This window comes from Collimonas sp. PA-H2 (assembly GCF_002564105.1).
In the GTDB taxonomy this organism is placed as follows: domain Bacteria; phylum Pseudomonadota; class Gammaproteobacteria; order Burkholderiales; family Burkholderiaceae_D; genus Collimonas.
The window spans coordinates 307357-320296 of record NZ_PDBX01000002.1 but is presented as its reverse complement, the minus strand read 5'-3'; the positions used below and the strand labels follow the sequence as shown (position 1 = coordinate 320296).

12 protein-coding genes and 1 pseudogene are annotated in these 12940 nt (G+C 55.0%); 10 read left to right on the top strand and 3 right to left on the bottom strand.

What is annotated here, in order from left to right; translation table 11 throughout:
- Nucleotides 1-21 precede the first annotated feature (21 nt).
- The gene (locus BCF11_RS27860) at nucleotides 22-882 is read right to left on the bottom strand and encodes a hypothetical protein (RefSeq protein WP_143751538.1); all 861 of its coding nucleotides are present in this window, start codon (nucleotides 880-882) and stop codon (nucleotides 22-24) included.
- 1183 nt (nucleotides 883-2065) lie between these two features.
- On the opposite strand from BCF11_RS27860, the gene BCF11_RS27015 reads away from it, so the two are divergent.
- Both BCF11_RS27015 and BCF11_RS27010 read left to right on the top strand, forming a co-directional pair.
- Complete coding sequence (locus BCF11_RS27015) at nucleotides 2066-2626, top strand: TVP38/TMEM64 family protein (RefSeq protein ID WP_199111267.1); 561 nt, start codon at nucleotides 2066-2068, stop codon at nucleotides 2624-2626.
- Nucleotides 2627-2680: 54 nt separating this feature from the next.
- On the top strand, nucleotides 2681-2893 hold the full coding sequence (locus BCF11_RS27010) for a GDCCVxC domain-containing (seleno)protein (RefSeq protein WP_098498011.1): 213 nt from the start codon (nucleotides 2681-2683) through the stop codon (nucleotides 2891-2893).
- Nucleotides 2894-3001: 108 nt separating this feature from the next.
- On the opposite strand, the gene BCF11_RS27005 is transcribed toward BCF11_RS27010, so the two are convergent.
- Complete coding sequence (locus tag BCF11_RS27005) at nucleotides 3002-6013, bottom strand: transglycosylase domain-containing protein (protein WP_098497931.1); 3012 nt, start codon at nucleotides 6011-6013, stop codon at nucleotides 3002-3004.
- Nucleotides 6014-6506: 493 nt separating this feature from the next.
- On the opposite strand from BCF11_RS27005, the gene BCF11_RS27000 reads away from it, so the two are divergent.
- From BCF11_RS27000 to BCF11_RS26965, 8 genes and pseudogenes are all read left to right on the top strand, one after another.
- Complete coding sequence (locus tag BCF11_RS27000; RefSeq protein ID WP_098497930.1) at nucleotides 6507-7499, top strand: hypothetical protein; 993 nt, start codon at nucleotides 6507-6509, stop codon at nucleotides 7497-7499.
- Between the two features lie 140 nt (nucleotides 7500-7639).
- A pseudogene (locus BCF11_RS28475) lies at nucleotides 7640-7813 on the top strand (Na+/H+ antiporter); the annotation flags it as partial.
- Between the two features lie 96 nt (nucleotides 7814-7909).
- The gene (locus BCF11_RS26990; protein ID WP_098497928.1) at nucleotides 7910-8863 is read left to right on the top strand and encodes a DMT family transporter; all 954 of its coding nucleotides are present in this window, start codon (nucleotides 7910-7912) and stop codon (nucleotides 8861-8863) included.
- Nucleotides 8864-9008: 145 nt separating this feature from the next.
- Complete coding sequence (locus BCF11_RS26985; RefSeq protein WP_233212732.1) at nucleotides 9009-9587, top strand: DUF302 domain-containing protein; 579 nt, start codon at nucleotides 9009-9011, stop codon at nucleotides 9585-9587.
- 16 nt (nucleotides 9588-9603) lie between these two features.
- Nucleotides 9604-10602, top strand: a complete 999-nt coding sequence (locus tag BCF11_RS26980) for an SLAC1 anion channel family protein (protein WP_098497927.1) — start codon at nucleotides 9604-9606, stop codon at nucleotides 10600-10602.
- Nucleotides 10603-10686: 84 nt separating this feature from the next.
- Nucleotides 10687-11328, top strand: a complete 642-nt coding sequence (locus BCF11_RS26975) for an alanyl-tRNA editing protein (RefSeq protein WP_098497926.1) — start codon at nucleotides 10687-10689, stop codon at nucleotides 11326-11328.
- Between the two features lie 100 nt (nucleotides 11329-11428).
- Nucleotides 11429-11857, top strand: coding sequence for a hypothetical protein (locus BCF11_RS26970; protein ID WP_143751537.1), 429 nt, complete (start codon nucleotides 11429-11431; stop codon nucleotides 11855-11857).
- A gap of 34 nt (nucleotides 11858-11891) precedes the next feature.
- Nucleotides 11892-12128, top strand: a complete 237-nt coding sequence (locus BCF11_RS26965) for a hypothetical protein (RefSeq protein ID WP_098497924.1) — start codon at nucleotides 11892-11894, stop codon at nucleotides 12126-12128.
- Nucleotides 12129-12158: 30 nt separating this feature from the next.
- On the opposite strand, the gene BCF11_RS26960 is transcribed toward BCF11_RS26965, so the two are convergent.
- Nucleotides 12159-12836: an HAD-IA family hydrolase gene (locus BCF11_RS26960; RefSeq protein WP_098497923.1), complete on the bottom strand. Its 678-nt coding sequence runs from the start codon at nucleotides 12834-12836 to the stop codon at nucleotides 12159-12161.
- Nucleotides 12837-12940: the final 104 nt, after the last annotated feature.

Below are 12940 nucleotides of genomic sequence, written 5' to 3'. Positions count from 1 at the left end.
CCGAGCCGTTGCCTGTTGTTGTTATTCAAATCCAGAGATTGCTTTTGATTTTGCATTGCCGCCATTTCCAGCATAAGCGCTGCCGGATTTGGCGCCGCCGGCGAACACGAAGTTGCTAGCCGAGCCGCCGGTATTGCTGGCGCTGATCCATGCGTCAGAGCTGCCGGTGTGGGAGTTGGCCGATCCGCCGCCTGCCAGTGCATTGCCGTTATTGGCTTGTGTACTGCCGGTGGTGCTTGGCATGCCGCCTGCGCCGCCAGTCGAATCGCCATGCATGGTGTTGCCGGCATTGCCACCGCTGGCGCCGCCGCCGCTAGTTCCGCCGCTGGCTGTAGTAGCGCCGCCAGTTGCTGATCCGCCTCCAGCGCCGGTCGAGTTGTTGCCGCTGGTTGCTGCACCGCCGGTAATGGTTTGAGTTGCATTGCCGCCCGCTGCTGTGCCGTCGGTGGCCGATCCGCCTTTTGCGCCGCCTGAAGTTGCCGAGCCGCCTGTGCCGCCTGCGCGGCCGACCGACACCGCAGTTGCGACGCTAGTGGTGGTGTTTGTTGTTGTACTTGAACTCGAAGAGTTATGGGCGAATGCAGAGACGGCGAACAATGAAACTATGGATGCGGCAATAGTTTGCTTTTTCATTTCTGTTTCTCCTTGGAGTGGGACATCATTCATCAGATTGTCTTGCCCATGCGCCCCCGGCCATCGGCAAGTGTTCCCACAAATAAAGATCAAGTCGGCAGCGTGCTGTGCATAAGAAGTGCGCCGAGTGAGAGCGAAATTCTTATGCTGCAACAAACGTTGCCAATGTTTCGCCGAGTTAAACGAAAATGTCTCTTTTCGATAGGGCAAAGGGTGATCGAAATGCCTTGATTTGGATGCGATCAGCATTGGGCTCGTTGAGCGAGTGCATTTGCGTTGCACTGATAATAGGAGTGCAAAACCTAGTGTTTACGACAAAACCTTGTCAGCTTCAGGCAGATAAGTTGGCCGGTTTGGTTAGTGTTTTTCCGTTCTGTATCCTGGGGGAGCTAGCAGAAAAAATAAAAAATGCCATTTCATTCTTGGCGTCTGAAATGGCGTCGCCGCGAATAGTGACGCACGGGAAAACTGTCAAGAGAATGCGATGTCCGTTTTTGATAAGGCGTAAAACAACACGCACAGATGTTGGATTGTTTCGCTGAAACTGCATGCAGAGTGCTGTTTTTCTATGGGATGCATAGGTGGATTTATGTGCGGAATGGGCTGCGCATCGAGGTGTTGTGTTGATTTTTTTCGATCTGCATAGGTCTCGATCGCGTGAATTTTTTACGCGATCGCGATTATCGGTAGGTAAGCAGATGACTGCGAGTCGGATGCTAGAACTGGTGTGGAAACGAGCCAAGTAAACATATGAAATATTGACTGACGCAAATGGCTGAGAGCGGCGGTTGTGTGCAATGTCCATGAGAAAAGGATATCAACGTGCACTTGTAATTCTTGCAGGATTTATTAGTCTGAACGTGGCTTCATTGAGAGAGGGTTCATCGAAAGGTGATTTTATTTTATGGAACTTGGGTGGGTATTTGTTCTGCTGATTCCGTTCTCAGTCATCGTAGCCTGGATCGTCGATGAAATGTATCAAGAGTATGTTCTTCATCATTACTATTGAATACGTGATTGTGATTTCAGGTGTTTTCAAATGCCGGTTCTGACATGATTGGATGAACGGAAATATTACTGTGAGGACAGGCAGATTGCAGCGAAGCGTAACAAAGCAAAATCAGTGTGGCGAGTGCGATGGGGCGGTTCGGCGATGCTTTACTGTGATTGATATGATCAACAACTTCGGTCAGCGTCCGAACACGCTGCCCCTTGCCTCGGCGTAATGCGCCGTCAAACGTATACTTCAAATATTAGAGCACATCGAGGTTACAAGAGTAGCCTGAGAAAAATTTGAGGTAAGAATAGCCTTACTTGCTAGACTGGATGTTTCTCAGCTATCCAGATTAGCGAGTATGTGCGATAACTACGTACACATAAATAATGGCTGATTTATTGCTTAGGCAGCCACCTCTACTTGCGAGCCCCTGACATGCGTCACTACAAACGACTGTTGATCGTTGTTCTGTTTCTGGCTGCGTTGCTCGCCTTATTTCAATTTTCGGGGCTTAGGGAAAATTTCAATTTGGCGTTTCTTCATCAACAGATCGTCGACAATAAAGTCAGCGGTTTGCTGATCTTTGTTCTACTGTTTTGCCTGGGTAATCTGATTCAAATACCCGGCTGGATATTTCTCGCGGCGGCTGTACTGGCCTTGGGAAAGTTCGCGGGTGGTCTGGCGACCTATATCGCGGCTGTCATCTCCTGTGCATTTACTTTTTTGACAATACGCTTCATCGGCGGCGATGCCATGCGAGAATTGAAAAACCGTTATGCCTTGCAAATCCTCGATGGCCTGGATGCGCACCCCATTAAAAGCATCGCATTGTTAAGAGTATTGTTTCAGACCGTTCCTGCCCTGAATTACGCGCTGGCTTTGTCCGGCGTGAAGTTTTATAAATACCTGATTGGCACCATGCTCGGTTTGCCATTGCCGATCATGTTGTATTGCATATTTTTTAATTATATTGGCAAGTTGCTGCATGTGTATTGAGTTGCCTTGCGGCTTAGAACCTATCCATCCACTTTGCACAAATGATACGCCATGCTGAACGCCATCGTCCTTGAATCCGTCCTGACTTGCCCGCAATGCGACTTTGCCAAGCTGGAGACCATGCCTGCCGACGCTTGCCAGTTCTATTACGAGTGCAGTAACTGCAAGGCGCTGCTGCGGCCTAATCCGGGCGATTGCTGTGTGTTTTGTTCCTTCGGCTCGGTAAAATGTCCGTCGATTCAAGCGCAGCGCGGGCGCTGCAAATAGTGTCTGATTTCTCTATCATCGTCCTGATGATTACCCTCACTTACCATTAGCCTGTTTCGGCAGCTGGCGTATCTGGCTTTCGTCGGCATTGTCTCTAGTCGTCTCGCCCTATGACCCGGCGCATTCGTGCGGCTGGCGACCGACCTCGCTATAGCCGAGGCCATGCATCAGCGTCGGGGCCAGCACTTTGAGAATCTGCACCGTCAGGGCGCTGGTGAATTTGTATTCGCCCGCCTTAGGTCCTGCCACGTATGCCATTACCGTGCCAAAATACCGATCTCCAATGTAGAACACCAATACCCCCGAACGACTAACCACTCGCTCGGAAATCAGCCCGCCGCCCTTGGCGAAAGTCTTATAACGATTGTCGCCTGTGCCGGTCTTCCCACCTACCGTTATTTGTGTTCCATTTGCTGATTTGAAGGCCCCAGCCAGCCTCTTGGCTGTTCCCATCTGGACTACTTCAGCCAGGACTGGGCGCAGCAGCAACGGGATTTCTGGTGTCAAGACCCGTTCGCCATTGCTGGCAGTCCGGGCGAATGTCGTTTCATACGGTGTGCCGTTGCCGAACTGCAGGCGCTCAATTCGCACCGTTGGCAGGCGCAAACCGTGATTCTCGATAATTCCCATCAATTCCGCCAGCGCGTCCGGGCGATCTGCCGAGGCGCCAATGGCTGTGCCATATGACGGGACCAGCGATTCGAACGGATACCCCAGGCGTGTCCACGCTTTGTGGATTTCCTGGAAGCCTTCTACTTCAAGCAATTGCTTTATACGTTTGTCCTGCGCATTCTTATGACGGGTCTTGAACAACCATTTATAAACCTCTTGCCGCTCGCCTGCGCTAGCTGCGAAAGCTTGCGTGAGTGTGGCATCGGGATATTTTCGCAGGTAGCCGACCACCCATAGTTCCAGCGGGTGTACGCCTGCCAGATAGCCGCGATCAGAGAGGTCGAATCGCTGCGGAGCAGATTCATCGTAGAGCTTGCTCAGCATCTCGTCGTTGAGGCCGACTGCAGGCAGGTAGGTGTTGGCGAATTTAGTGAATTGGGCTGGACTGTCTTGCGGCGCTATGGTCCTGAAAATCATTGCGAGACGTTTGAGGGTTGGATGTATGCCCTGGATCAGGATGCGTTCCTGGTCCCCAACACTTTTGTTGCGATATTTGCTGTAGAAGTGCGATATGAATGTGCGTCCTTCGGTATCGGCGAAGCGCTGCAGGTATCCTTTGCGGTCGGGTGTATCAATGTTCTCCAGCAGTTGCGCGCTCGAACCAGGCACCTGGTACATGTAAAAATGTACGATATCGCGCATCAGTCGTACAAACACCAGATTAACCGAGTGCCGGAAACCTTCACGCACGGTGAAGTTCTGGCCATTTTCGAATTTCTCGAAATTTTCGAAATGCTGCATGCCGCCGCCGGTGGAGAACCATTCGCCCGGATTGCCAGAGTACTTGCGTTCCAGAGAGGCAGCCAGCATTGCGGTCAGGCTATGGTCTGGTGTTTGCGCCAGATAATCGAGCGCCCAGCGTCGAATCGGGTCCTGCAGCGCCACGCTTATTTTCTTCAGCTCTTGCCGATCGAGAGCGGCGTAACGGCGATGCAGGTCGGTGACGATCTCAAGGTAGGTGATTAGCGTGCGCAGCTTGGCCGTAGAGCCGAGATCGAGCTTGATCCCTTTGTTGATGTCGAGCGGCTGGTCGAAATTGTCTGTCTGCACGCGCACACGATTTCCGCCCAGAGTGCGTTCGAACAGCGTAAAACTGTAGGTCACGCCGCGCGGATCACCTTGCTGGAGCAATTGAGGTTCGATCAAGCCAGCTGTCTTGGCGTTCGCCGGGTCGCGCAATTTATACAGCTCAGCAGTTACTTCCTGTTGTAACTGAGAGTCCAGCGCGCTGTCGACAACCAGATCCAGGCGATCCAGATCATACATGCGCGGCACGCTCAGTAGAGATGCCAGATTTCCCCGTACGGCGTTGACCCCTTTGCGTTCAGCAGGTCGCCACGATGGCCGGGCGTCTTTACCGTGCGGCTTGAGCGACTGCGCCAACGCCGCATCGCGCAGCGTAGGGGTGATCACTCCCGCATTTGCCAACAGGCGCAGGTGGGAGTCGGTGAGCGTTTCCAGTTCATCGATGTGGGCTTGATAGTAGGAGGGGCCGCGCTGCGAAATCAGCAAGCTGAGCACTTCCTTGTAGGCTAGCGCGCGCATCGGAAGAGGGGCTTGGGAATGATCCGCCAGCAGCAGATTGACTTGTTTGAAATCGCGGCCATACCATGCCCACAAACCGTCACCTACACCGTTGATTTCGCCGAAGCCGGCACGCGCTCCTAATGGGACGGTGTTCACATAGTGGGTCACCAATTGGTGGCGCACTTCGGTTGTGTCTTCGCCATATAGATAGGCGCGCACTGAGGCAGAAATCATCTGGCGCAGTTTTTCCGTGGCGGAACCCGTGCGGCCATCTGGGGAGTGTCGATATTTCTCGATCTGGGTCGCCAATGTACTGCCGCCTGGCGATTCAGAATTGGCGCGGAATAAGTGCACGGCGCGATCCCATATTGCATGAGAAAAGCGTCCCCATTCGACAGCAGGGTTACGCTGCGGCTGGCCGGCATCCAGCAGGGTACGGTTTTCAATATACAGGAGAGAACTGGTTAGCAAGGGCGGGATGGCGGCAAAACTTGAGTAGATCCGTTCCGGGAAGACTGGAGCATAAATAGGTAGTCCGTTGCAGTCTAAAATTGTCAGGCCGGCCTGATCCTTTTCCGGATAGGGAGCGTACAAACCGCGCTTGATCAGTTCGCCCATTCGTGGCGACAGGCGAGCTTGTTCAGTCACGGCATATTCAAGCTCATCCAGTCGTTCCTGGTAGGTCTGCAATTGGGTGTAGCCCAAACGTTGATCATAGGGACCCGCGTTCGGGAACAGGATCGACCGGCTCGGGCCAGGTTCCACATGAAAATTAAGCTCATGCCCGAGGCGTGCCAGATAGCTGGCTTGTAGCCTCGAGGTGCGTAGCTCGTCGGCGATGAAATACATCATCACCGCGATCAATAGCAAGATCGCGAGGAGAATAACGAGCTTCACAAAACGTGGACGTTTTCTCAGCATGGCTTGGTCCGGTAGACTCTGCGCGATGGAAACGGTTAAATCTTCATGTATCCTATCCTAACCTAGACTTGATGGATGCCAACTGCTTTTCTGCCGGAATGCGCCTGCTCTTCATTATAGCCGCACATCCATTCGTCTATATCCGTCCGCAGCTCATCGAGTGAGCGGCGCAGTTTGCGTCGGCATGCGCCGGCGTAAAATTCTTGCTGGATAAGTCTCCGCTCCGACGCTCGCACTCGTTGCTATGTGTGAAATGCGTTCCACTCACCCGAAAAATTACCCAAGGCAGCAAACTGCCAGCATCGTGCGGTCAGAAAATGTCATGCCGCGGCATGGCCCAATCGTTAATCTAAAACGACGCTGAATAAGTTTCCGTCCAGATGCAGCCACTGCCATAGCCGATCTCATGGCGCGGATTCACAACGCTTGTTCAACGTTGATTCAGATAATTCCTGGCACCAGCTGACCACTTTTCTTTTGGGAGAACCAAGAAATGCGCCACCTCATCAAGAGCTGTTTAATCTTTGTTTTCGCGTCGTTGCTTTCTTGTGCCGCCAGTGCCGTTCCGGTGGATATAGACCGAACCAAGAGAACCATCGACGTCCCGGCCGAGTGCCAGAATAACGCCCAAGGCTTCAACGACATCGGCTTTAATCGCGGGGGAATCGCGTTGAACCATGTGGATGCGCGCTTTACCTTTGTGCTGTCTACCACCGCGCGCCTGCTGGCTCGGGTAAATCCGGCCAGTATCGGGAACGAACTATCCTGGTTCCACTTTGTTATCGGCGACGCCAACCGCGACGCCGGATTAGACAATCAACAAAAATTGAGACGAGCCTTTATCCTGGCGCGTTGCGGGCTCCCCTGGACACCAAACGATCGGCAGCTATATCAATTTCCGGCGGATGCGAATATGTTGAATAACTTCATTATTTTCGCAATGGGGCAAGGTGGCGCCGATCCTCGCATCGCGAGTGGCTATACCATTGTAGGAAACGGCGAACGCGAAGCCGTACTCATGTATGCAGCACAGAAAATCAAGATGGACCTGACCCCAACGATATTCGGGCAGAACCAGGTTTGCTTATTGTATGGAAATGCGGAAAACCGCTCAGGCTGCACCAATTCAATGCCCGCGCCACCGCTGGATGCGATTTTGGGTTATCTGTACGAAGGCATAAATCGCGTCAGCTATACGGGCCACGAGTTCTGGATGATGTATTCCAACCCGATATTCCGCAGCAAAGTCTATTTCACCGAGGGAATAATCGTCGCCAATGGCAGCAATGTCGATAATTTCCTGGCGTGGAATGGCGTTCCCGCCCGTTGGAATGACCCCGCCGGAAATCGGACCACCTTTGCCCCCGCGCCATATCGCTTTCAGGATTTGGTGGATCTCAATAACAACCGGAATTTCTACCAAAACATCATGCCTGCGTTTCAAAATCATTATGATCAGAGGGTCTTGACATACAAGCAGTGGTAAATTCGTCGACAGATTCCGGTCTGTCGAACGGAATCGCATTGCAGGCAAGCGTGATGTGAAGCATGCATCGCGCTTGCTGCAATGCTCGGGCGCTGGCTATCCGCCAGGCGGAGGCTGTGAGCTTCGCGTACGTGCCGCCGACCGTTGCCTACGGCATGACGCCAGGCTGGAATCAGCGTGAAATAGCGCCCGCGACTGTACGTACGCGCGGCACCGCATTCCGGCAAGTTATGATTTTCCTGTTCGAGCCGCTGGTTTTTATATTGATTGGGCTTTCGCTGCGCGGCGTAATCGACCGGGTCGGTTGCCGTGGCTCCTGACTGGAGGTTGGCAAGCCTGCTTGCCGGCAAAGAGCACACAAACTCTTTATTTCCGTTGTCAGGAAAATACGGGCACGGTAAACTCTTCTCATGCCATCCCCAGCTCTTTTCATCATCGCCTCCTTGATCTGGGGCTCCACATTCTGGGCCATTACTTTGCAGCTAGGTGAAGTCGCGCCAGCTATATCGGTCTTGTATCGCTTCGGGCTGGCCTCTGCCATCTTGTTCGCCTTGTGCTATTTGCGCCGGGACAGCTTGCGCCTATCCTGGAAAGCGCAGCGCTGGGTGATGCTGCAGGGTTTTGCCTCCTTCGGTTTAAGCTATGTATGTACTTATAGCTCGGAACAATACCTGGTGTCGGCCCTGGTTAGCGTCTTGTTTGCGCTGATGGTGTTCTGGACGCCGATTTGCAGCCGCATCGCCTTCGGCACCGCGCTAACCTGGCGCGTCTGGTGCGCAGCCGCTGCGGCAATGTTTGGCGTGACCCTGATGTTCTACCACTCGATCCGCACGGCGTGGCAAGAAATTATGGCGGGCGGCAGCGGTCATTTTCTGATCGGTTTCGCGCTGGCGCTGGCGGCAACGCTTTCCAGTTCGATCGGTAATGCGCTCGTGGTTAAGGTAAGGCGACATTCGTCGAACGTAATGCTGACGATGGCGTGGGCCATGTTATGGGGCTGCGTGCTGGTAGCGGTCTGGGCCTTGGCGAGCGGCCAGCCCTGGCGCCTGCCATCCAAACCGCATTACTGGATGGGGCTGTTTTATCTCGCCATTTTTGGATCCGTGATTGCGTTTTATGCTTACTTCACGCTAATCGATCGCATCGGCGCCCAAAAGGCTGTGTATATCGGCGTCGTCACACCAGTTATTTCGGTACTGCTGTCGATTCAAATGGAACACTACCGCCCGGGTCTGAGCGAGTGGGTCGGAATGATCTTGTGCCTTTCAAGCGTGGCCTGGGTGTTGAAATCGCCTTCCGTGAACGACGTCGCGCCGAAATCAGTCAGCGCCATCTCGTTCAACAGTTCCCAGGAAGCGTCATGAGCACGTCAGCAGCAACCATATAAGTCCTCATCTGAAGTATTGAACCTTTGAGCCAGGGCACGGCAAGCCGTGAGGCTGCCGCTGCCGAGATCGCCATGGTGATACCTCACGAATCTTCCTGTTGAGACGATTGAGCTTAAATTTGATGAATTTGAGCATTCAACATGCCTTTCATCAGCCGTATATTGTGTGCAAGGGATTTCTCGACATACAAATTGAGGAGCTGGCCGTGCTGAACTGGATGCGTTGGAGTGGAAGCTTAAGCTGGAACGTAGTTAATTTCGCTCCTCTCTTGATGATGGCCGGATCTACGTCTGCCGGCGCTGCTACCTCACCCCGTGACCCGATCGAGTCAGCCAGCGCTTTCACATTTTCTCAAACGCTTGAGCGACTGACCGATGCGATTGCTGTATCCGGCATGACACTTTTTGCCCGCATTGACCATCAGGCCGCGGCAGCGCAGGTCGGCCTGGCGATGCCGCCGACAACTGTGCTGGTCTACGGCAATCCACAAGGCGGCACGCCGCTGATGCTGGAGGCGCCGGCGCTTGCGCTGGACCTGCCGCTGCGGGTGCTGGTCAGGGAAGACACGGACGGCGTCACGCAAGTGATGTTCCATGCCGCCGCGGCGCTGCTCCATTCAGTTGGACTGGCCAGCGACAAGGCTGCAAACCTGAGCAAAGCCGAAGCGATCATTCTCAACGCAATACAATCCCTTGCCTGAACCGACAGGAGAGCATATGGCTAGCATTGCAAATCCAGCAGGAATCGATATGAAGAGCGGGTTCATGGCGTATCTGCCCGTATCGCTGTTCGGTTCGGTGATGGGCCTTAGCGGCCTGGCGGTGGCATGGCGCATGGCGCACGCCCATTTCGGCGTGCCGCAATGGGCCGGCGAATATATCGGCTATGCCGCCATGCTGAGTTTCGCCGCCATGGCAATCGGCTATGGCGTCAAGCTGCTGAGCAGTTTCGGCAGCGTACGAGCTGAATTCAATCATCCCATCGCCGGCAACCTGTTCGGGACGCCGCTGATCAGCCTGCTGCTGCTGCCTATCCTGTTGGCGGATATCAGTCTGCCGCTGGCGCGCGTGCTATGGATGCTGGGTGCGGTCGGCATGACGGCATTTGCCTGGCTGATCGTCAGCCGCTGGATGCGTGTCCAGCAGAATGCGACGCACGCTACCCCGGCCTGGATCGTACCGGTGGTTGGCTTGCTGGATGTGCCGCTCGCGGTGCCGTCGCTACACTTGCAATCGATGCATGGGGTCATGATGTTTGCGCTGGCGGTGGGCCTGTTCTTCGCCATTCCGCTATTCACGATGATTTTTTCGCGCTTGATGTTTCACGAAACGATGCCGGCTGCGCTGCAGCCATCGTTGTTGATCTTGGTGGCGCCGTTCTCGGTCGGCTTTTCGTCCTATGTCACTACCACCGCTCAGGTTGACGCATTCGCCGAAGCCTTGTTCATGCTGATGCTGTTCGTATTGGCAGTGCTGGCCGGACGTCTGCGGCACCTGCGCAGCTGCTGTCCATTCCGCGTGTCGTGGTGGTCGGTCAGCTTCCCGTTGGCGGCATCCGCCACCGCGGCGCTGCGGTACGCGGGATATGCGCAGAATGCGTACGCTGACGGCATCGCCATGTTTCTGCTGGCTTTTGCTACGGTTGCAATCCTGGGATTGCTGGTGCGTACCTTGTACGGAGTTTTCCGTGGTGAACTGAGGGCGCTCAGCGCCTGACGCGACAGGATTATCGATGTATATTGCCACTGAGACTGCCGACGCAATGGCCGAGCAAGACAGATCAATCGACGAATGTGAACCATGACGCAGAGAATCTTTTGGCAAGATCCCTATCTGACCGAGCTGAAAACCGCTGTCGCCGCCGTGCGCGGCGATCAGGTGTATCTGCAGTCAACGATTTTCTTCGCATTCTCGGGCGGCCAGGAAAGCGATGCCGGCACCTTGGGCGGCTATCCGGTCCTGACCGCGGCGAAGGATGGATTGGATATCGTCTACACGTTGCCGCCTGGACACGCCTTGAAAGCAGGCGACCCGGTCGAACTGCGGATTGACTGGGAGCGGCGCTATCGTCTGATGCGCCTGCATTTCGCCGCCGAAATGATTCTCCAGCTGGTGTACAAGCATTGCCCGGGCATCGAGCGCATCGGCGCCCATATTTCGCAGGACAAGGCGCGCATCGACTTCGCCCGCGATGACAGCATCGCCGTGCTGTTCCCCTTGCTTGAACAGGAAGCCGCTGCCCTGGTCGCCGCCGGCAAGCCGATAGAAACAGATTTTACCGATGAACAGTCTCAACGCCGCTACTGGCAAGTCCAGGGCTTTGCCCGCATGGGTTGCGGCGGCACCCACCCCAGGTCCACCGCTGAAATCGGCGCATTCACGCTAAAACGTAAGCGGCTTGGCAAGGGCAAGGAGCGCATCGAAATCACTTTGTCTGCTTAGGAGGCGACAGATTTTGATTTGAACGATGTGGGCCAGCGTACATACAACAGGCGACGCTCTACGGTAGACTTAAATCACCAATCTCCAATCGGAGGGCATCATGCTAAATCGCCAACTTCATCTTTCCTCAACATCCGATATTCTCGCCAGCAAGAGCGCTTGCCTGTCGGCCTTGGCGCTGCTCATTCTGAGCATGTCGTTCTCCGCCGCGGCGGCAGGAGCTGCAAGCGATTCCGCCGGCGCCAACGCGCGTTATCAGGAAGAGCGCGCACGTTGCATCAGCGGCCAGTCGAATCAGGACCGCGCTACTTGCCTGAAAGAGGCCGGGGCTGCATTGCAAGAAGCGAGAAGGGGGCGCCTGCATGACGACCAGGCCGCGGATCAGGCAAATGCCTTGTTGCGCTGCAATGCTCTTCCTGTGGACGACCGCGATGCATGCCAGCGCCGCATGAATGGCGAAGGCACGACCAGCGGCAGCGCGCTGGAAGGCGGCATCAGCCGGGAACTGAGCGTGCCGGATAAAAAATAGGATATGCTGGGCGCAACGTATCCTTACAGAAGAAATGACTATGGTTCAAACAAAGGGTTTTCCGTATAAGGGACATGCCGTGTTCCCGCGGCCGGAAAAACAAGACAGTGGAAAGTACGCGGCATGTTTTACCATCCAATCAGGAAAAGACGGCGCGGGTGAAATCCGTTACACCCGCACGGCGCCTAGCAATGAATTCGAAACCGAGGACGAGGCGCTCGCTTACGCCCTGGATTTTGCCGGTGACTGGATTGATCAAAATCCGATCTGATGCCCGGATCTGGCAGCCCCTGACCCTTGATCAAGCGCCTCTTTCTTCAAGCAGCATGAAGCCATCTGCGTCCGTTTTGGCGAACATCGTTTGGTAGCCTTTGATCGACGAGTGAGGAGTATCCAGCGGATGGAGATGCGTCGCCGTAACGACCATCACCGCAGCGCCTGCCGCCTCGCCGGCAGCAATGCCGACAGGGGCATCTTCGAATATCAGGCAGTCGCCGGCATCGACGCCCAGTTTGCTGGCAGCCAGCAAGTAGCAATCAGGATTCGGTTTGCCGGCCGCGACATCCTCGGCCGTCACCAGGATGGCCGGAACCGGAATGCCCGCCGCTTTCATGCGCCGCGCCGCCAGATCCCTTGGGGCTGACGTCACCACGGCCCACTTGGCCGCCGGCAGCGATCTCAGAAAGCTTGCGGCGCCGGGCACTTCGACAATCCCTTCTACATCGGCAATTTCGGCCTGTGTGATGCCAATCGCCTCCAGTTCCGGATCGACGCCGGGCAATGCCAGGCGGGCGACCGTGTCAACTGCTCGCGCGCCATGTATGGTCGGCAGAAAAGACGCGACATCGAGACCGTGACGAGCCGCCCACGCGCCCCAGATGCGCTCTGCCGCAGCGATGGAGTTGAGGATGGTGCCGTCCATGTCGAACAGGAACGCACTGTAACGGCCCTTGGCTACCGATGAATCATTGCCAGACATTTTCTGTTTCCTTCAAGCGCGGATGAGGTCGCCTATTATCCCCGATATCGGCGAAAGGCGAATCAAGCGCATGCGCTTGGCGATTCGGCCGCAGTTGACAGTGA

What these genes read in the sequence shown, in the direction of transcription:
- BCF11_RS26980 (WP_098497927.1), top strand. Translation starts at nt 9,604, where the DNA reads ATGGCTAGCATTGCAAATCCAGCAGGAATCGATATGAAGAGCGGGTTC.
- BCF11_RS27015 (WP_199111267.1), top strand. Translation starts at nt 2,066, where the DNA reads ATGCGTCACTACAAACGACTGTTGATCGTTGTTCTGTTTCTGGCTGCG.
- BCF11_RS27005 (WP_098497931.1), bottom strand. Translation starts at nt 6,013, where the DNA reads ATGCTGAGAAAACGTCCACGTTTTGTGAAGCTCGTTATTCTCCTCGCG.
- BCF11_RS27860 (WP_143751538.1), bottom strand. Translation starts at nt 882, where the DNA reads ATGCTGATCGCATCCAAATCAAGGCATTTCGATCACCCTTTGCCCTAT.
- BCF11_RS26970 (WP_143751537.1), top strand. Translation starts at nt 11,429, where the DNA reads ATGCTAAATCGCCAACTTCATCTTTCCTCAACATCCGATATTCTCGCC.
- BCF11_RS27000 (WP_098497930.1), top strand. Translation starts at nt 6,507, where the DNA reads ATGCGCCACCTCATCAAGAGCTGTTTAATCTTTGTTTTCGCGTCGTTG.
- BCF11_RS26990 (WP_098497928.1), top strand. Translation starts at nt 7,910, where the DNA reads ATGCCATCCCCAGCTCTTTTCATCATCGCCTCCTTGATCTGGGGCTCC.
- BCF11_RS26960 (WP_098497923.1), bottom strand. Translation starts at nt 12,836, where the DNA reads ATGTCTGGCAATGATTCATCGGTAGCCAAGGGCCGTTACAGTGCGTTC.
- BCF11_RS26975 (WP_098497926.1), top strand. Translation starts at nt 10,687, where the DNA reads ATGACGCAGAGAATCTTTTGGCAAGATCCCTATCTGACCGAGCTGAAA.
- BCF11_RS26965 (WP_098497924.1), top strand. Translation starts at nt 11,892, where the DNA reads ATGACTATGGTTCAAACAAAGGGTTTTCCGTATAAGGGACATGCCGTG.
- BCF11_RS26985 (WP_233212732.1), top strand. Translation starts at nt 9,009, where the DNA reads ATGAATTTGAGCATTCAACATGCCTTTCATCAGCCGTATATTGTGTGC.